This is a genomic window from Lactococcus garvieae, from assembly GCF_016027715.1.
Lineage (GTDB): Bacteria > Bacillota > Bacilli > Lactobacillales > Streptococcaceae > Lactococcus > Lactococcus garvieae_A.
The window spans coordinates 719,466-739,189 of record NZ_CP065691.1 but is presented as its reverse complement, the minus strand read 5'-3'; the positions used below and the strand labels follow the sequence as shown (position 1 = coordinate 739,189).

Annotated in this window: 18 protein-coding genes; 15 read left to right on the top strand and 3 right to left on the bottom strand. The window is 37.6% G+C overall.

Annotated features, from left to right (window positions below; translation table 11 throughout):
• Positions 1-97: 97 nt before the first annotated feature.
• A complete protein-coding gene (locus I6G50_RS03745) occupies positions 98-892 on the top strand; it encodes a PhzF family phenazine biosynthesis protein (RefSeq protein ID WP_197909219.1) in 795 nt (264 codons plus the stop codon).
• A 62-nt stretch (positions 893-954) separates the two neighbouring features.
• Here the strand turns inward: I6G50_RS03745 and I6G50_RS03740 are convergent, their stop codons facing one another.
• On the bottom strand, positions 955-2,193 hold the full coding sequence (locus I6G50_RS03740) for an S-layer homology domain-containing protein (RefSeq protein ID WP_197909218.1): 1,239 nt from the start codon (positions 2,191-2,193) through the stop codon (positions 955-957).
• A gap of 458 nt (positions 2,194-2,651) precedes the next feature.
• On the opposite strand from I6G50_RS03740, the gene I6G50_RS03735 reads away from it, so the two are divergent.
• Positions 2,652-3,374, top strand: coding sequence for an alpha/beta hydrolase (locus I6G50_RS03735; protein ID WP_197909217.1), 723 nt, complete (start codon positions 2,652-2,654; stop codon positions 3,372-3,374).
• Positions 3,375-3,411: 37 nt separating this feature from the next.
• Here I6G50_RS03735 and I6G50_RS03730 read toward each other — a convergent pair whose 3' ends face one another.
• Together I6G50_RS03730 and I6G50_RS03725 are read right to left on the bottom strand one after the other, a co-directional pair.
• The gene (locus I6G50_RS03730) at positions 3,412-4,074 is read right to left on the bottom strand and encodes a lytic polysaccharide monooxygenase auxiliary activity family 9 protein (RefSeq protein ID WP_197909216.1); all 663 of its coding nucleotides are present in this window, start codon (positions 4,072-4,074) and stop codon (positions 3,412-3,414) included.
• A gap of 31 nt (positions 4,075-4,105) precedes the next feature.
• Complete coding sequence (locus I6G50_RS03725) at positions 4,106-5,587, bottom strand: glycosyl hydrolase family 18 protein (protein ID WP_197909215.1); 1,482 nt, start codon at positions 5,585-5,587, stop codon at positions 4,106-4,108.
• 260 nt (positions 5,588-5,847) lie between these two features.
• Between I6G50_RS03725 and I6G50_RS03720 the strand changes: the two genes are divergently transcribed.
• The 13 genes from I6G50_RS03720 to ahpC all read left to right on the top strand — a co-directional run bounded on the left by I6G50_RS03720 (position 5,848) and on the right by ahpC (position 19,682).
• Positions 5,848-6,333, top strand: a complete 486-nt coding sequence (locus I6G50_RS03720; RefSeq protein WP_197909214.1) for a TspO/MBR family protein — start codon at positions 5,848-5,850, stop codon at positions 6,331-6,333.
• A 255-nt stretch (positions 6,334-6,588) separates the two neighbouring features.
• Positions 6,589-8,625: a copper-translocating P-type ATPase gene (locus tag I6G50_RS03715; protein ID WP_197909213.1), complete on the top strand. Its 2,037-nt coding sequence runs from the start codon at positions 6,589-6,591 to the stop codon at positions 8,623-8,625.
• 345 nt (positions 8,626-8,970) lie between these two features.
• Positions 8,971-11,097, top strand: coding sequence for a DUF6056 family protein (locus I6G50_RS03710; RefSeq protein ID WP_197909212.1), 2,127 nt, complete (start codon positions 8,971-8,973; stop codon positions 11,095-11,097).
• Positions 11,098-11,501: 404 nt separating this feature from the next.
• Positions 11,502-11,756: a hypothetical protein gene (locus I6G50_RS03705; RefSeq protein WP_197909211.1), complete on the top strand. Its 255-nt coding sequence runs from the start codon at positions 11,502-11,504 to the stop codon at positions 11,754-11,756.
• A 183-nt stretch (positions 11,757-11,939) separates the two neighbouring features.
• Complete coding sequence (locus I6G50_RS03700) at positions 11,940-12,779, top strand: undecaprenyl-diphosphate phosphatase (protein ID WP_003136464.1); 840 nt, start codon at positions 11,940-11,942, stop codon at positions 12,777-12,779.
• Positions 12,780-12,903: 124 nt separating this feature from the next.
• On the top strand, positions 12,904-13,401 hold the full coding sequence (locus I6G50_RS03695) for a TetR/AcrR family transcriptional regulator (RefSeq protein ID WP_197909210.1): 498 nt from the start codon (positions 12,904-12,906) through the stop codon (positions 13,399-13,401).
• A gap of 19 nt (positions 13,402-13,420) precedes the next feature.
• Entirely contained in the window at positions 13,421-13,780 is a 360-nt protein-coding gene (locus I6G50_RS03690) for an iron-sulfur cluster biosynthesis family protein (RefSeq protein ID WP_003136460.1), read from the top strand.
• Between the two features lies 1 nt (position 13,781).
• Complete coding sequence (locus I6G50_RS03685) at positions 13,782-15,146, top strand: FAD-dependent oxidoreductase (RefSeq protein WP_197909209.1); 1,365 nt, start codon at positions 13,782-13,784, stop codon at positions 15,144-15,146.
• Positions 15,147-15,280: 134 nt separating this feature from the next.
• Positions 15,281-16,435, top strand: a complete 1,155-nt coding sequence (locus I6G50_RS03680; protein ID WP_003136207.1) for a cystathionine gamma-synthase — start codon at positions 15,281-15,283, stop codon at positions 16,433-16,435.
• A gap of 109 nt (positions 16,436-16,544) precedes the next feature.
• Positions 16,545-17,093: a DUF6036 family nucleotidyltransferase gene (locus tag I6G50_RS03675; RefSeq protein WP_197909208.1), complete on the top strand. Its 549-nt coding sequence runs from the start codon at positions 16,545-16,547 to the stop codon at positions 17,091-17,093.
• Positions 17,094-17,375, top strand: a complete 282-nt coding sequence (locus tag I6G50_RS03670; RefSeq protein ID WP_003136205.1) for a hypothetical protein — start codon at positions 17,094-17,096, stop codon at positions 17,373-17,375. It abuts the gene before it with no gap.
• Between the two features lie 61 nt (positions 17,376-17,436).
• A complete protein-coding gene (locus tag I6G50_RS03665; RefSeq protein ID WP_197909207.1) occupies positions 17,437-18,810 on the top strand; it encodes a M24 family metallopeptidase in 1,374 nt (457 codons plus the stop codon).
• A 308-nt stretch (positions 18,811-19,118) separates the two neighbouring features.
• Positions 19,119-19,682, top strand: coding sequence for an alkyl hydroperoxide reductase subunit C (gene ahpC, locus I6G50_RS03660; RefSeq protein ID WP_197909206.1), 564 nt, complete (start codon positions 19,119-19,121; stop codon positions 19,680-19,682).
• The last annotated feature ends 42 nt before the right edge of the window (positions 19,683-19,724 follow it).

Here is a 19,724-nt window from a genome sequence, read left to right as displayed (position 1 = left end):
ATTAACTGGCTCTTACTCACCTAAAAACTGCTCTTTACATTATCTTAGTATATAATGAAAGGACAGATAAAAAGGTTTTAAGTACAAGGAGAATTTTATGCACTATGACATCATCAACGCTTTTACTGGCACTCACCTTTTAGGTAATCCTGCGGCAGTCTGTATTTTAACCAAACGGTACCCAAAAGCCGAGCTGCAACACATAGCTTCCGAGATTGCTTTACCAGAAACTTCTTTTATCTACAAAAACGAAGAGGATGAGTGGGAAATCCAATGGTTTAGTCCTAAAAGAGAAATTTTATTGTGCGGACATGGCATGATTGCAGCGGCTTTTGTCATCAAGCAGAAGATAGAAAAAGATATTGATTTTTTAAGTTTTGCATCTAAATCTGGGAAATTGAGTGTCGCAATATATAAGCAACAATTCATATTAAATTTCCCACGACAATCCCTCTTTCCAATGTCTGTCACTGAAAGAATGGAAAAAGCTTTCCCCGAGACAATAATTAAAGAAGCCTACACTTCCCGTGAAAAGGATCATCTCGTGCTTGTGTTGGATTCAGAAAACGCCGTAAAACAAGCAAAACCTCACCTAGATATCGTCAAGTCTCTTGCTCCACATGCGGTAACAATTTCAGCAAAAAGGACAGAAGTGGATTTTGTATCCCGGTACTTTGCTCCTAATGGTGGCGTAGATGAAGACCCAGTGACAGGTTCTTCACATACACGATTAGCCCCGCTTTGGGGAGAAAAATTAGGCCAAACAAGACTCATCGCAAAACAACTTTCAGACCGTGGCGGTTTAATCCTGTGTGAAATCGATGATGAAACAGTCAAAATAACTGGTCAGGCGGTGCTTGCTGAAGAAAAGAAGAAGTTGACACAATTATAGAGTATTAAAATATAAAAAGTGCTGGACATATGTCCAAGGCACTTTTTATATTTTTCTTGCTTTTAAGGGCGAATAAATTTAACACCTGTTGTTGAACAAACACGTTCAGTTCCCCATCCGCCGTTATAGTTTCCTTCGCTCACTCTCATCTTAGAGCCGGAAACAGAAAGGACTACTGCGACATGCCCAAGACTTCCAGCTCCTTGATTACCTGGAGGGAAAACAGCAATGGTGCCAGCTGCAGGCTTGCTGTTGGCATACTTAACCCATTCTTTGGCATTTCCTACATATGTAGGGATATTTCCGTTGAAATAATCCCAAACATACGCTGTACATTGTCCTGCTGGGTAAGGATTTTGTCTATTTGTTGTGATATTATAGAAACGAGAAAGGAAGGCAGCCATTTCTCCCCGTGTAACATTGGCATTTGGTTTAAAAGAAGTGGCTGTATATCCTGTAGTAATCCCTTTGGAACTTAACCAACCAATGTCATTTGCAAACATATGATTTTTGACATCCGCAAAGTTAGAACTGTATTTCCCTGTAGTAGGAGCATTACCTGAAACTTTTGCCATTCGGTGAAGAAAGGCAGCCATTTGCCCCCTTGTGACATTACCATTCGGATTATAATGAGGTGCAGTTCCACTTGAAATAGTTGTAGCTGTCAGCCAAAGAATCTGGTTTTTATATTGAGTAACATCTGTGTAGACATTAAATGGAGCTTTATAACTTGGAGCTCCTGCTAAACGATGAAGAAAGACTGCCATTTCCCCACGAGTAACATAGGCATTGGGATTGTAAGTTGTTGGCGTGTAGCCTGTCGTAATCCCTCTACTGTAAATCCAGTTAATATGATTTTTGAATAAAGATTGCGAAATGTCCTTAAAAGGATTGCCTGAATTTTTTGCAGGTAATTTTCCTAAAGTTACAGGAATTTTTGGAAGAGTGCCTTTTTCTAAGGGTTGCTGATAAGTTACGGCACTTCGAACTTCTATTTTAGGACTGTCTGTTGTACTTATTGATTCCGTTGAGGCATCTGCAGTATCTTGTTTCTCAGTAGAACTTTCAGTATTTGTACTAGAAGAGTTTTCTTCTGTTAATACGCTTGAAGTACTTTGACTTTCACTGGAAATTTCCGACTTATCTGCGGAACTAGAAGTACTGCTTTCTTCCACATTAGAAGCTATAGAATCATTATTTTCTTTATTTACTGATACTAGTTCACTCGCACTGACCATTATTCCTTGCGTCGACGATAAAAAGACTGCGCTCAACATTAATATTTTTTGATATTTCTTCACAATAAAATATCTCCTCCTTGATAACCCTATCTCATAAAATCACTCTATATTTAATGATTTTGGCATATAATAATAATAACATAAGATTAGCATTTTCATGGCTAAATATGAGCTGAAAAGATTAATCATGTAAAATTCTTTCTGCAAATATTTATAAACAGAATTAAAACATTATACCAATAAGAATGATAAAATAATAAAGGAATTGATGACAAAGTAAATAAACGAAATATTAAGAGTTATGAGTAATTTGTCCTCACTTGTATCTGCTTTCCCACTTACAAGTTCCACTCTTGATGAGCTATATATATTTTTTAATTTATCTTTTTCCTCAATGCAATTTTAAATAATGTTTAGAAGCCCTTTCTTTGAGGGCTTTTAGTTTGGATAAAAATAAATTGAATTTTTTCACAAAAATCATTAGAATAAAAAGAAGAACATTTAAAAGGAAAATCCCAATGAAAAAACTCCAAAAAATAACACTATGGGTCGCAAGTATTCTCCTCATCCTCTTCGCAGCTGCCTTCATCTATATTAAGTCAAGCACCTATCACCCGACAGAGCGGGCGAACACTGTAGCTCAGAAAGCAGAGAAGAAGGACGGAGTCCTACTTTTCAAAGGAAACCCAGACAAGCCAAGCTTAATCTTCTATCAAGGTGCATTCGTAGAAAATGCCAGCTACAGCATTTGGGCCAGTAAAGTAGCAAAAGCAGGATATACTGTTTATCTTCTTAAAGAACCACTGAATCTTGCCGTGCTGAGTCCAAATAAAGCTGAAGGTATTATCAGAGATGAAAATATTTCAGATTATGTAGTGGGTGGACACTCTCTAGGTGGAGTAATGGCCAGTCGTTTTGCGGCAAAGAATCAGGATAACTTGCAAGGTGTTTTTTTCCTCGCAAGTTATCCTGACGAAAAAGGCAGTTTGAAAAATTTCAGAGGGAGTGTTTTATCAATTGTGGGATCAAAAGATGGTGTGCTTAATTGGTCATCCTATAAGAAAGCCAAGGAAAATTTACCTCAACAAACGGTAAATGTGACAATTGAGGGTGGGAATCATGCTGGATTTGGCAGTTATGGTGCCCAAAAAGGAGACAACCAAGCTGACATCTCTAACGAGAAACAGCAAGAAGAAATCGCTACAGAACTCATCAATTGGCTTAAAAAAACCGAAAAATAAAAAAGAACTCTTACATAAAGAGTTCTTTTTCTTTCTATTATTCAACCGCAGCAAATGGTCCATAGAGCATATTGCTATTTTGAACATTGACATCAATAACATTATAGAATGCATTTGGTGTATCAGCAACATCCCAGACAGCAAGGATAACATGATATCCAGAACGATTAGTTGGCACAGTGATGGAGTGAGTCAAGTTGTTAGAAGCCTCAGTACCATCATGATTGACAGTACCAATGAGTTCTAACTCAGAGAGTTTGAGTGGGGCATTTTGATCCCAACCTGTTTTTGTCATATAATAGTGCCATTTTGTTGTTTTGTGTGCTGCTGTATATTTCCAAGTGAATTGATTAACACCGGTGTTTATTGTTGTTTTTTTCCAACGGTCGCTCGTCTGATTATCAAGGACAAAGTCCGCGATTTGTCCTAAGCCGCCATTGGCTGAAGCAATACGCCCATCGACAGGTCCACTTTCAGGAAAACCTTTTGGAGCTTCCAGTGATTGAGGATTTGTGATGACGCTCCCATAAAGATCGTAGGCAGTCGCCCAGCCGTATTTTTCATAGTCCAGTTGTCCTTGATAGCCTCGTGCTGGCGGACTTTTGACATAACCGTGAGCCAAGACCGTTTTAGTATGGAAGGCCATTGAAGTACCCAATATCCCCAGAGTGATTAAAAACCCAATAAACATTTTCTTCATAATTTTGCTCCTTACTGCTTTCTAAAGCACATCATATTTCTTTCCAAGGTCCATATAGTCCTGACAAATCAGGCTGATCTCCCTTGGTCCACCATTTTGCTTCGTATTCTTTTCCATTATAGATTACACGGTCGCCCGTCCAGTATTCCTTGTCCTGCTTCCATGTATTTTCAGGAGTGACTATGTCACCGGCAGTAGTAAAGCTCATGGTTGCACTATTTGAGCGTATGCCGTTATTATTGATTGATACGACCTCAACTGTATAAGGTGTAGCTGCTTTTAGACCTGAAACTGTCTGTAATCCATTTTTACTCGTATAAGCTTGTCCCCCAACCTTAATCTCGTAGTTTGCTATTCCAGTTGTATCAGTCGATTTTGCTTGAATTGTGGCACCTGTCTCTGTAATATCAGTTATCGTGATTAACGGCACTGTCGGCTTTGTCTCATTACCTCCCTCAGTGTCACCAAAGAGCATTGGTGCGTAAGTGTTGACGAAAGAGTTGTTATAACTTACACCAGCTGCACTTTTTCCTGCATCCCAATTGACTGACCAGGTCATCAATCCTTTAATCTCATTTCCTGAATCTTTTAGTCGTTGCAAAGCATTTTCGACATCCTTAGGATTTTTTACATATCCTGTAGCTGCGGCATCGTCATTTGCAGGTAGTCCAATGACAAACTTGTCTGCTGGAATTTTTATAAAATTATCGGCACCTGTGACAAGGCGCTTGGTTAAGCCATATAAGAATGCTTCTTTTTGTTCTTCATTGGATTGGGAAATCCACATATTTAAGTCAGAATCCCAGAAACCATCTCCACCCTGATTGTAATATTGAGGATTGATGAAATCATAGTCATTCTCTAGCCCTTTGATATATGGCACATATTTACCTGTAGCTGTAAGATAAGGAAACTCAGGTGCCATCGTAATCATAAAGTTTTTACCTTGCTGGCGATAGTGATCTTTAACTTTACGTAGAGCTGCTGGAATAACCGTATTATTATCGGCTGCATCAATCGCGGCCTGCTCCAAATCAATATCTAAGCCATCAAAACCATAAGTGTCGACAAGTCGGATGATTTCATTAACAAAATCATCCTCTTGAGCTTTTGTTAGCTCAATATGTGCATCAGCCCCACCTAAAGCAATCAATACTGTTTTACCTTCAGCATTGAGTTTTGAAACTTCCGCTCTGAATTCAGCATCCGTTTTATTATAGGGTTTAAAGGTAGGAAGAGTACTACCTTGGGGTGTTTTCATGAAAGATACGTTAATAACATTGTATCCATCTTGGGTTTGGGAGAGGTCAAAATCAGCGGAGGTGCCGAGTTTATAACCATCTTTTCCTGTTGACTTCCAATTGTGCCAGTATCCAACGAGTACTTTATCAGAGGGGTTCACCATCTCGTCTGCTGCATCAGCTAAAGCATGTTTTCCTGCAAAAACAACAGTAGCTAAGGCGAATGTTGTCATTGCAACCTTTAAGTAACGTGTGTTTCCATTTTTGATCATAGTTCCTCCTGTAAGGTAAGAATATGTCCGGACAATTCATGTAAGCGCTATAATTATTATAACAATTTTTATTTTTCTATTCAATTAAAAAGGAAACTTTAATTTTAAAAGTCAAGGGGGGTAAAATTTTTATAGCATTACGCAACCAATCAAACCCTCTTCAAATTTTCAAACGAATATACAACTTTCCCAAAATTCTTATGTTAAAATTAAATAAACACTAAGAAAAAAGTTAAAGATAGAAAATTAGGAGGAAAATTATGTCGAAAACAAGAAAATTAAACCCACTCTTTCTTATTATTATTTTTATTATCGCCGTAGAAGCAATCGGTGGCTTATCAAGTCTACTGGCTGGTGATATTAAATCAATTTATAATAGTTTAAGTCTTCCACCATTGGCGCCGCCAGATTATTTATTTGGCATTGTTTGGCCCATTTTATATGCTTTAATTGCAGTTGCTGGCTTTCTTGTCTTTCAAAATTTGCCAACAAGGAAGACAGAAGCACAAACTGCACTTTATTTCTATGTTAGTCAATTATTCTTGAATTTTATCTGGAGTATTATCTTTTTTAAAGGATATTTTTGGCTGGGTGTACTTGTAATAATTGTCTTGGATATCGTGGTATATCTGTGTATGAGAAAGTTTTTCAAAATAAATCAATTGTCAGGAATTTTGTTCCTCCCTTACTTTGTATGGATATTGTTTGCGACTTATCTTACTATCGCGGTGGCTTTCTTGAATTAGGCTAAATTATTAGTAGCATTACCCTACTTGTATCCAGTTATGTTTTTTCACATCAATTCAAAAAATAAGGCGAAGTGCCTTATTTTCTTTATTATAGTGTATACATTTAATATGTAGGGAAACAGAGATTAAACATTGTTTAACGCTGTTTCTAATTTTACAAAATGTTTAAGGTTTTACTTGACTTTGTTAGTTTACATATGTAAACTATAGTTATAGAGTTATTTAAAGAACTAAAAATTTAAGGAGGATAATATGGAAAAAGAACATTCAGAACACATGAATCATAACATGCATGATATGTCAGAGATGGAGCATCATGAAGGCCATGATATGATGAATCACGGTGGACATATGATGCACATGGGCAACATGGGAAAGAAACTGAAGGTAAGTATCGTTTTAATGATTCCTTTGCTTGCTATTTCAAGCATTGCAGGGTTCCAACTCATTAGTTTTCAAGGTGATTCAATTTTAAGATTAATTCTTGGTTCCATTATCTTCTTTTATGGAGGAACGCCATTCTTTAGTGGAGCAAAAGGTGAATTTCAATCAAGAAAACCTGCGATGATGATGCTCATTACGATGGGGATTGTTGTTGCATATGCTTACTCAGTTTATGCCACTGTCTTGACATGGACAGGGGGAGAGGCGATGGACTTCTGGTTTGAGTTGTCAACCTTGATTGTAATTATGTTGGCGGGTCATATTATTGAGATGAGGGCAGTCAGTCGCGCAGGTGATGCCCTTAAGGATTTGGCATCACTCGTTCCCAAAAAAGCTCATCTAAAAACTGGAGAAGATGTCGCCATATCAGAGCTTAAAGTAGATGATATACTTCTCGTTAAGGAAAATGAACGCATACCTGCAGATGGTCTCGTGACATCAGAACTCGAACACTTGTCAATAGATGAGTCAATGATTACAGGTGAATCACGTTTGGTCTCTAAAGATTCAGGTGACACAGTTTATGGTGGTTCTCTGAACCAAAATCTCCCTTTTGAAATGAAGGTCACTTCTTTAGGAAAGGATTCTCTACTTTCACAAATTGCGCAGCTGGTTGAAAAAGCACAAAAACAAAAATCAGCGAGTGAAAATCTAGCAGATAGAGTGGCAGGTTGGCTTTTTTGGGCGGCATTAATTGTGGGTGTTGGCTCTTTCATTATCTGGTTAATGACCTCGACACTTAGCTTTGCGCTGATGACTGCTGTATCCGTCTTCGTTATAGCCTGTCCTCATGCTCTTGGTTTAGCTGTCCCTCTTGTTGTTGCGCGTTTGACAAATCTTTCAGCCAAAAATGGTTTATTGATTCAAAATCGTACATCCCTTGAAGCGATTGGAAAAATAAAGTATGCTCTAATGGATAAAACGGGGACTTTAACTGACGGTAAGTTTAGCGTCCGCCAAGTAGTAAAACTTGATGGTGATGAAAGTATCGATATTTTACACATAATGGCAGCTTTGGAGAGCGGTTCTACCCATCCGATTGCCCTTTCTATTGTGAATGCAGCTGAGGATTTACAACTTGAAGCCGAAAATATTGAAAATATTCCGGGTGTGGGTTTAAAAGGAACCGTTAAAGGCCAAAATTATAGCATTGTATCCTATGCATATTTGCGTGAAAATGATATTGCTGTTGATGAAGAAAAGGTTGAAGAAGTCTTTGATCAAGGTCTGACGGTGTCCTTCTTACTCTCTGACCGCAAGCTTCTTGGTTTTGTCGCTCTGGGCGACTCTCCGAAAGAAGATGCGAAGTTCTTCATTGAAGACCTGAAAAAGCGCGATATTATACCTGTTATGTTAACGGGGGATAATAAATCAACGGCTGCCAAAGTTGCTAAAAATTTGGGTATCACGGAATATCAAGCAGAGCTGAAACCTGAAGATAAAGCTAGTCTCGTCAAAAGCTATCAGGAAAAAGGCGGAGTACTCTTTATTGGGGATGGTGTTAACGACTCGCCAGCTTTAGCAACAAGTGATTTAGGTATTGCTATTGGTGGAGGTACTTCAGTTGCTATTAATACAGCAGATGTGGTCTTAGTCAATTCACACCCGAGCGATGTCTTGGCGTTAATTGAAATTGCTACACGTTCAAATCGGAAGATGAAACAGAACTTATGGTTTGGAGCTGGTTACAATATTATAGCCATTCCTGTCGCTGCTGGTATTCTTTATCCAACATTTGGTATTTCCATAGATCCTTTAGCAGCCGCAGTATTAATGAGCATCTCCACAGTCATCGTTTCTATCAATGCTCTGGGGCTAAAATATGAAAAACCTCAAGAAAAATAAAAAAGCTCAAGTGAGCTTTTTTATTTTGTTTGCAGACATACGAGAAGATACCAATAGGTTACTTTGGTTTTACTTTGCCTTGGTCTTTTTGGATAACCAGTATTATGAATTAGGATTATGGGGGAACAACTCTACACAAATATTTTAAAAAAGTAAAGTAATGCTTTTTTTTTGTTATAATATTACCAGTTATTTTTTATCATTTATTTGATATTTTAAGTTTTTTGAGAATCTAAATGGTAAAATATCCAATAATAAGAAAAAATCTAAAAACAGTTAATTTAGTTGCTCAAACCCTGAATTAAATATAGAGATGACTTCCTCAGTCATTCAAGGATATATAATATGAATAATAAGGCGCTATTCAATCTTTCAAAGCCAAATATAATAAATATTTGGAACATATTACGCACAATAATTACGCTAGCAATTCTCTCTCTGACCTTTATTTTTATTTTAAATCTCAACCACTATACAGGTTACACAGGTGATGATTTTCTGTATCATTTTATCTATACAGGTGCTTGGCCAAGTGAGCATTTGAGTGAATATCATAATCTTTCAGATTATATCTCAGCAGTCTATACGCACATGACACTGTGGAATGCACGTATGACCTCGATAATTTTCGAAATCTTGGCCATGCAGATGCCTAAAAGCATTTTCAATATCCTTAATGCCAGTATTTATGTATTGGTTGGACTTTTGTTGAATGTAGTGGTCAGTGGGAAAAAGGCATTTTTAAAATTTTTGCATCTGGCATTAACCTTTCTTTTGATGTGGTTTTTCATCCCGGGGATGGGCAGCACAGTGCTTTGGGTCAGCGGGGCTGCAAATTATCTATGGGCCACAGTAATCATCCTTCTCTTTTTATTACCCTACCGTTTTAATGTAAGTACAAAACGAGGTTGGGAAGAGTTCTACTTGCCAGTCTTAGGACTTTTAGCAGGCTTAACAAATGAAGTTGGTGGCGCAACAACCGTATTGCTTGCTCTCATTTTTACGGTTTATAATTTAAAAAAATCTGGGAGCGGAAACACAGTGGCTCAGATTTTAGGAACCATAGCTGTCGCCTTTGGTTTCGGGACACAGGTCATCTTATCATCAGGATCTGCTGAAACACAGAACTACGGAGCTTCTACAGGTTTAGGACAACGTTTCCTCGACATCTTGTCGGGAACAGCGCATTATTCTGGTTTTCTTTTACTGCCTATTGTGGTGTTTGGTGTACTTCTTTATTTTAACCGGGATCAGCTGCAAGAAAAAGCATGTAATCTCTGGCATGGAGGGATTATCTTTCTGATTTCAGGTCTTGCAGGTTGTGTTGCAATCCTGGCTTCGCCCATCATACCAGCTCGCCTTTGGTTTGCAAGTAATATTCTGTTTATTATAGCTTTATTAATGATGATTGAAGCATGGCAGGAGCTACGTGCACAAAGCTCTTGGACCAATGTGCCTTTATGCATTGCCATTCTTTGCTTAAGCTTTGTGAGCTTGCCAAGCTATGACTATAACTTAAAAGACATCAAAAATTCTTATGAGTATTTTTATACAGCCCAAACTATAGCCCAAAAAGCAAAAGAAGAAGGAAAAACTTCGGCGCGAGTGCCTGGGATTCCGATGACTTCAAACGGCTATAACGCTTATTTTGGAACTCCTTATCTGGTTGCAAGCGAGCACCCAGAAAAAGAATGGTCTAACACATGGTTTGCTAAATATTATGGACTGGAAAAGGTCTATTTGGACGATACAGTACCGATGGCAAAAGTAAACTTAGAGAATGCTCAACCCATTGATAGCATTTTGAATATCTATGACAAATATTTGGGGCATTTCCAACGCAAGATTCTACCTCTCAATACCGGTAAGGTCATAAAACGTGAGCAAACTTCTAAAACTTCGGGAGCAAAAGCCCCCTTCACTAAAGACCCTAAACCCAACAACAAAAACTTACCGACAGATAAACCTTGGCTTCGTAATGCGCTCATACGCTATATAGATGTAAATAAGGATGAAATTGTCGCAACAGAGCAAATCACTTCGCCATATAACGAAGTCTATGACATTTCTCATGCATCCACAGCTGGGTATGAAACATTGATAAGTAATCCTAAATCTTATGTTTTTAATAAACGTTATGATCAAACGATAGACGTTCATGTCAAACCTTCGCTGCATACCATTACGCTTTTCTTTAATGATAAAAACCAAAACAATCTTCTCATCACAAACGTGGAAGGGCAAACAGGTGAAACGCTCACCGTGCAATTGCCACAAGGTTACAGTAGCAATGGTTCAAAAACAGCACATGTTGCCATTGATGTAGAGACACCTTGGAATAAAACAGTAGAAGTAACGAAAATACCAATTTGGAAAAATCTAGGGAGCTTTTTGTCTTTTTATAGTCTAGCTGCTGGATTGTTAATTTTTGTGGTTTATGATGTTTTTCTTAAACAACGGCAGGGAAGATAATAATAACGAGCACAAAAGTACTAAAAACAAGTGAATAGACGAGATAAAGTTTTCTATCAGACGGCATTTATCAGTATGTAACGAATACAGCGATTATCTATGCACTTCAATAAGAGGTTGAATTGGATGTAGACACATCTCTCAATTAACATAACCAAATATTGACGATTTAGTAAATTTTAATGTAAATTATGTTGGACGATATTAAACTAGAACTATAGGAAGTAGAGCAGAAGAAAGAGACAAATACTTGCCTCAGGAAGTATCTCATATAGAACCTACAATAGAAATTGGAGAAGGTTACTGGACTGATCAAATAAACGGGGACTGATTAAAGCCCCTTCCATTCAGGAAGTATCAAAGTTGCTGGATAAAGTTGGACAATACTTGATTAACCGGGTATAATGAAAGCAGAAGTATCAGTAAGTTGTGAAGAAAAAGATGCTCCTAATGCTACATTTATTCTTGATATTGAAAGTAGGTCACTAACACTAAGAGCCCTTGACTTCAATTTAGGCATTAATTTTGGTAAAATAGTTCAGGAAAAAATAATTGTAACTGTCCCTAACGGTATGAATTTGAATAAAATGATTATTGAGGGTACATCTGGTCAAAAAACTTACGTGACTTTAAAGCTGAAAACTTTCAAATTAACCTAAGAGATGGACAGTTGAAGTTAATAAATAGTCAATTTCCAGGCTTAAAAGTAGAGGCAGAAAATGCTTAAGTGAACCATGTCAAAGAAAAAGTACCTTATCAAAGGGTGAATCAAGACAAAGCTTTGACAGTTAAAGTCACAGAGGGCAGTTTCTACCTTATAAATGAATAGGATATAAGAAAAAATGGATTTAAATTTTATTGAACTTTTGAAGGTTATTTTCCTTGGTATTGTCGAGGGAATTACGGAGTGGTTGCCTGTATCGAGTACAGGGCACATGCTATTGGTTGATGCATTTCTGCATACAGACATGACTCAAGCCTTTAAAGATATGTTTTTTGTTGTTATTCAACTTGGAGCAATTATTGCCGTTATTGTGGAATTCTGGTCACAGATGAATCCATTTGTTAAGGTTGAGAACAAAGGCGTTCGTATCAAGAGATCAGTCTTCAATATGTGGGTAAAAGTTGTTGTAGCTTTTCTCCCCTCAGCCGTTTTTGGGCTCTTCCTTAATGACTTTTTAGAAGAAAATTTCGGCACACCATTTACAATTGCGATTATGCTTATTGTTTATGGTATCGCCTTTATCGTGATTGAACGTTGGAATAAAACACGCCAGCCCAAAATTAACAGCATGAAGGAAATTACTTACCAAACAGCATTAATTATTGGTTTATTCCAGGTCTTGTCAATGATTCCAGGAACTTCACGCTCAGGCGCAACCATTGTTGGAGCCTTGCTGATTGGGGTATCTCGTGTCGTTGCTGCCGAATTTACGTTCTTTCTGGCTGTGCCGACAATGCTTGGGGCTTCAGCTTTCAAACTCTTGAAGTTTGGACTTAACTTTAGCCTTTCAGAAGTTATCGCACTTATCGTCGGGATGGTAGTTGCTTATGTGGTTTCAATCTTTGTTATTAAATTCTTGATGAGTTATATTAAACGTCGAGATTTCCAAATTTTTGGCTGGTATCGTATTGCCCTTGGCATCATCGTTATTGCCTTTATCCTTTTTGGAGTTATCTAGAAATATTTAGAAACAAGAAATTACTTTCTTGTTTTTTTTAGTTCAATTATTTGGTAAAGGCTTCCTTCTTTGTTATATTAGTATTGTACCAAGCGGTAGGTAAAGTCAGATTGGAGCGTGTAAGGTGTCAGAAGCAAAAGATAAAATTATTGAGAGCAGTAAAAAGCTCTTTTGTCAAAGAGGTTATGCCTCTACCTCTATTCGAGATATTTTAGAAGACTCGGGTACAGGAAAAGGGCAACTTTATCATTATTTTCTGTCTAAAAAAGAAATATGTTTAGAAGTTATTCGTTCTCATATGCACGACTGGGAAATTCAAGTTCATCAAGATGAAACAAGACACTATGGTTGTGCAGTGGGGAACCTTGTTGTAGAACTAGGTGCCAGTGAAGATAAAGATTTTCGTGAATTATTAGGTCAGTTAATGGAAACGTGGACAGACTTGATTGAAGCTCGCATTATTGAAATTACAAACTGGAACCAAGAACAAGCTAGAATACAAGCTCAACATATCATCTCGACAATTCAAGGAAGTCTCTTGTTATTGAAACTTACACAAGATTGGTCGGTCTTTAAAAACAGTTTGGATAATTTAGGAAAAGAAGTTAAAGCACTTGCTTAAACCACAGGAGGAAACAAGCATGAAAATTATATTTGACGAAGCAGTAAACGAAAAATTGGCAAAATTTGAAAACGTAGATTTTGTTTTGGATTTTGATCATGAATTAAGTGAAAAAAATGAAGCTGTTGATGCGTGTGCCGGTGGTATTTCTCGTTACCGTATCCTTGCTATTGATAAAGGAAAACTTCCAGAAGCCTTTGATGCCCACTTGGATTCAGAGTTGGGACCTGTTTATTTCAAAAAATGGGGTGAGATGTTTTGGAGTGCTCAAGATTTGCATGCAAAAGTCGAAGGTAGTTACAACCTCATTGCCTTGAAGACAGATGGTGAGTATTTGAGCCATAATTTACTCATTGTTGACTATCGAGGCAAGCTGTAGTATGGAAAGAAAAAAATATAAAAATCTTATCATCGGTTTTGGGAAAGCCGGTAAGACATTAGCAAAGTTCTTGGCTGCTAAGGGCGAGTCTGTTGCGATTGTCGAGCAGTCTTCACGGATGTATGGTGGAACTTGTATTAATATTGGCTGTATTCCTTCAAAATCGCTGATTGTAAATGGGCAAAAAGGAGAAGACTTTACCGATGCTGCACTCCAAAAGATTAATCTGGTCGCAAAGTTAAATAAAAAAAATTACCATATGGTTGCGGATGAAGAAACTGCAACCGTGATAGATGGTAAAGCAAGATTTTTATCAGATCGTGAAATTGAAATTTCTGAAGAAGGAAAACCTATTCAAATCTTACAAGCTGAACGTATCTTTATTAATACTGGTGCACGAGCGATACTTCCCTCAATACTTGGAATGTCAGAAAGTAAAAATCTTGTGACCTCAACAGGTCTGATGGATCTACCAGAACGTCCAGAACATTTAATCGTGGTTGGATCTGGTTATATCGGTCTCGAATTTGCCTCTATGTTTCTCTCTTATGGTTCAAAAGTGACGATTATAGACAAGCATAGTATCTTTTTACCTCAGCAGGACCGAGACGTAGCAGCTCGTGTGAAAAAAGACCTTGAGGAAGCTGGCGCAGTCTTTAAGCTCGGTTATGAGATTAATGGCGTTTTTGATCGTGGAGAAGAGAGTATCCTAAATATAAAGCTTGACGGTCATGCGGAAGAAATCCGAGGAGATAAAATCTTACTCGCCACTGGTCGTAAACCCAACACATCTGGTTTAGGGCTAGAAAACACGTCAGTAAAAGTTGGAGAAGCTGGACATATCTTAGTGAATGAAAAACTACAAACTACAGTAGAAAATATATGGGCGCTGGGGGATGTACATGGCGGACCACAGTTTACTTATACCTCATTAGATGATTTCCGTATTATTAAAAGTCAGCTTTATGGAGATAAGTCCCGTACACTGAGTAATCGTGGAGAACTTGCCAGTAGTGTCTTTATCACACCCACTCTATCTAATATTGGGTTGACGGAGACAATAGCTCAAGCACAAGGTACAAACTATCGTTTGTTTCGTTTAGAAGCTACAGCAATACCTAAATCTGCTGTGCTTGGGCAAAGTAAAGGGCTGCTTAAAGCCCTCGTTGATCCCGAGACGGATGAAATACTGGGCGCAACAATTTATGCTGAGGATTCACATGAAGTCATTAATCTTGTGTCGCTGGCTATAAAAGCTAAGTTACCCTATACAATGCTGCGCGATCAGATTTTTACACATCCAACCATGAGTGAAGCGCTGAATGATTTGTTTTCAGCAGCCAATGAGATTAAAAAATCCTTTTAAACAAGGGTTTTTTATTTATGGAAAGTTTTAGTAGAGTTGCCATTGGTTTTTTTTAAGTCCGTTATAAGATTAAGCAAAGTATAAAGTATCTATTCTAGATTATAATAAATAAATACTTAAAAAAGAGGTGAACTATGTCCGATATGCAACTAAAAACAAAAATGATTCACGGTGGAATCAGTGAAGATTCTCTAACAGGAGCCGTATCAGTTCCCATCTATCAAGTGTCGACGTATAAACAAGATGGTTTGGGTCAGCCTAAAGCTTATGAATATTCCAGATCAGGAAATCCGACACGTCATGCCTTAGAAACACTTATTGCAGACTTAGAAGGTGGTGTACAAGGTTTTGCATTTGGCTCAGGCCTAGCTGGTATCCATGCTGTCCTTTCAATTTTTAAAGCTGGCGACCATTTAATTTTAGGTAATGATGTGTATGGTGGAACTTTCCGTTTAATGGATAAAGTGATGTCAAATTTTGGTTTAGAATATGATTTGGTAGATTTGACTGATACTACACATTTAAGAGAAGTAATAAAGCCAGAAACCAAAGCTATTTATTTTGAAACACCTTCCAACCCTTTGATGACTGTTTTGGATATTAAAGAGCTTGCGTCTATCGCCAAAGAAAATGGGCTGTACACGATAGTAGATAATACCTTTGCTACCCCATATTTCCAACGTCCCTTAAGTTTAGGAGCAGATATCGTGCTTCATTCAGGAACGAAATATTTAGGCGGCCATTCCGATGTTGTATCTGGCTTGGTCACTACCAACGATAAAGACTTAGCTGAGCGCATTGGGTTTATGCAAAATTCTATCGGAGGAGTTTTAGGCCCCCAAGACAGCTGGCTCGTTCAAAGAGGAATTAAAACTTTAGCCCTCCGTATGGAGGCTCATGCAAAAAATGCAAAAGAGATTGCAGACTTTCTTGTTGAGAATGAACAAGTGAGCAAAGTCTATTATCCAGGCTTAGCTTCTGATCCAGGGCATCAAGTTGCGGCGCAACAAATGTCTGGTTTTGGTGGAATGCTTTCTTTTGAGCTGAAGGATGAAAGCAAGGTTAAAAATTTTGTTGAAGCTCTAGAGTATTTTACTTTAGCAGAATCTCTTGGTGGTGTCGAAAGCCTAATTGAAGTTCCAGCAGTAATGACACATGCTTCAATTCCTAAGGAAATTCGTGAAAAAGCAGGAATCAAGGATGGACTTATCCGCTTATCAGCAGGGATTGAGGATATAAAAGACCTTCTAGAAGACTTGAAAGCAGCTTTCAGCCTAATTAAAAATTAAAAACACCCTTGAGGTGTTTTTCTTACCTTCTGGGGATAAAAACTCTTTTTTTATAGGCTTCCATGTGCTATAATCAAAGGGAGAGATTTCAAAAGAAAGTATATAATTTATGAATTATGATAAGTTGTTTACCCGTTTGAACGAAAAATTGTCCGAAAATGACATCCATTTAAGTCTACAATGTGTGGGGGGCTTCGTACTTGAATATCACGGGTTAAAAGCAACTGAGGACATTGATGCTTTTTATGATTCTACAGCTAAGGTGGAAGAGATTATTGCAGAGATTGGTCAAGAGTACCATGTCGGGACAATGAACGAGCCTTGGTTGAGCCATTCGATTGGGCGCATCATGTCACTTTCAGATCAAGATAAAGTCTTGATTTTTGCAGACAGTCACCTTGAAGTCTACCTCTCATCGCTGCAGTCTGTTTTAATCGATAAGATTCAGGCTGGTAGAGCAAAAGATATTCCAGATATTGCTCAAATCATGAAAAAATTAAAAATAGAGAGTCCAGATGTTCTTTTAGGTTTATTGGAAAGTTACTCGGAAGGAACGTCGGATCCAGCCGTGGTTTTAGAAGCTTACAGCATAGCTTATGGTGAAGAAGCTTTGAAAAATTACCTAAGAGAAAATCCAGAACTATTGAGGCTATTATAAATGAATTGGATAGAATATTTTGAAGCGGCAGCTAAAAAGTCAAGAGGAAATGCAAAACTCTGGCTTCGTTACTTAAATAAAGCCATTCAGCGTGATCAGATTTATCTCTCACAAGAGGATATTGATTATCTAGTTTATTCTGAAGAACTAACATATTTTCAACGTATTTTTCTGTCTTTAGCAGTTGAAGAAGGGACACGTGCTTGGGAAATGACTGTTTCTCTCTCTGAGCCTTCTCAGTTTACTCATTTGAAATCTGTTTTACAGGAATTAAAAAATTAATATCAATAAATAAAGAATTGCTTTGTGGGCAGTTCTTATTGTAAAACTAAAGGAATAAGGAATGATTCAACTTAAAAAGTTCACACCTCCCGCTATTGAAGACAAGCTCAAACCGGTTACTCTAACGGATGAAACGATGCGCCTGAGAAAAGAAAAACTGCTTAAAAAGATGCGTGAAAATGACTTTGACAGTCTAGTGATTTATGCAGACTTAGAGCACGGGAGCAACTTCGAATATTTGACTGGTTTTTTGCCACGTTTTGAAGAAGCCTTATTAGTCTTACACAAAAATGAACAAGCTTATCTTGTCTTAGGAAATGAGAACCTCAACAAAGCAGATAAAGCAAGGCTTTCCGTTAAGGCAGTACATATGCCACATTTTTCTTTACCTAACCAACCTATGCAAGTCAAAGAAACAGTAAAGGACATTTTGAGTAAGTGTGCTCTAAAGAGTTCCAATAAAATCGGCCTTGTAGGATGGAAAAATTTTACAAGTTCGGTCGAATATAATACCCAACTCTTTGACTTACCTTACTATTTAGTTCATGCTTTACAAAACTTATGTCCGAATGCCCACATGGAAAATGCAACTTCCCTTCTTATTGGAGAAAAAGGAGTCCGCACAAGAAATAATGCAAACGAGTTTGCCCACTATGAATTTGGTGCGGCTTTAGCTGGCCGTTGTATTCTCCAAGCTATGGATCAAATTGAAGTGGGTAAGACTGAAATGGAAGTCGCTGCAAATCTATCCGCTCTAGGCCAACCGCACAATGTAGTCACCATTATGGCAACAGGTGAACGCTTTGAAAAAGCAAATATTTATCCGAGCAACAAAAAGATAAAAAATGGTGATACACTTTCTTTGACTACCGGTTATAAAGGTGGTTTGCAAAGCCGGGGAGGCTATGCTGTAAGCCAAGATTCCGAACTACCAGAAGATGAGAAAAATTATCTGAATGAAGTGGCTAAGCCATATTTCAATGCTGTTAAAACGTGGCTTGAAACGATTAAAATTGGTATGACTGGTCAAGATGTATACAGTAAAATAGAAGAAGTTCTACCTAAAGAAAAATATGGGTGGTCGCTTAACCCAGGTCATCTAACAGCGGATGAAGAATGGATGAGTTCTCCCATCTATCCAGAATCAAAAGAAAAGATTGAAAGTGGGATGCTTTTTCAAATAGATATTATACCTTCCGTACCCGGATATGGGGGTGTGAGTTGTGAAAGTGGTATTTTCTTAGCTGATGAAAACTTGAGAGAAGATATCCAAAAAGAATATCCTGAAATCTGGGAAAGAATACAAGCGAGAAGAAGTTATCTTCAGAATGAATTAGGGATTTCCCTTTCAGAAGAAATTCTCCCAACCAGCAATGCCACTGCTTATTTACGTCCTTTTATGTTGGACAAGACCTTGGCTTTTACTGCAAAATAAAAAACCTTGCGTGACAAGGTTTTTTTATATAACTGCAATAATTGAGAAGCTTTAAAAAAATAATTTGTCACGATGGCCTCCTCCTCTTTTATCGTTGAATATTACAAAATAATTACATTTCTTAACGCAGCATATCACAGAAATAGAGCATTGTTTTTAATAACTCTCAATAGAAAATGTAATAATTTAGAAGTGTTAAGCGCTTTTTAGGGGGCTTAAATCATGAACATATCCGTTGACTAATAATATTCATTTTGTAATAATTATTTGAGAAGCATAAAATTAATAGAAAATTGGAGAAAAAATCTATGTCACTCATCGGAAAAGAAGTCGAACATTTCGTCACTGAAGCTTATCAAAATGGAAAATTTTTGACGGTCAATTCAGATGATTTTAAAGGAAAATGGAATATTATTGTATTCTATCCTGCCGATTTCTCGTTTGTCTGCCCAACGGAGTTAGAAGACTTGCAAGAACAGTACAGTATTCTTAAAGATTTAGGAGTAGAAGTGTACTCATGTTCAACGGATACACACTTTGTCCACGCAGCTTGGCATGAACATAGTGAAGCTATCGGGAAAGTGGAATATCCAATGCTTGCTGACCCATCTCAAAAAATTTCACGTATTTTTGACGTTTTAGATGAAAATTCAGGATTGTCACAACGTGGCTCATTTATTATTGATCCAGATGGTATTGTTCAAGCTGTAGAAATCACTGCAGATGGTATCGGTCGTGATGCCAGCCAGTTGGTTGATAAAGTTCGCGCCGCACAATATATTCGTAAACATCCCGGTGAGGTATGCCCTGCCAAATGGAAAGAAGATGCTGAGACATTGACTCCTGGTTTAGACTTAGTGGGTAAGATTTAATTTAATAAGGGGAGTATTTTACTCACCTTTTTAAGCTAAAAA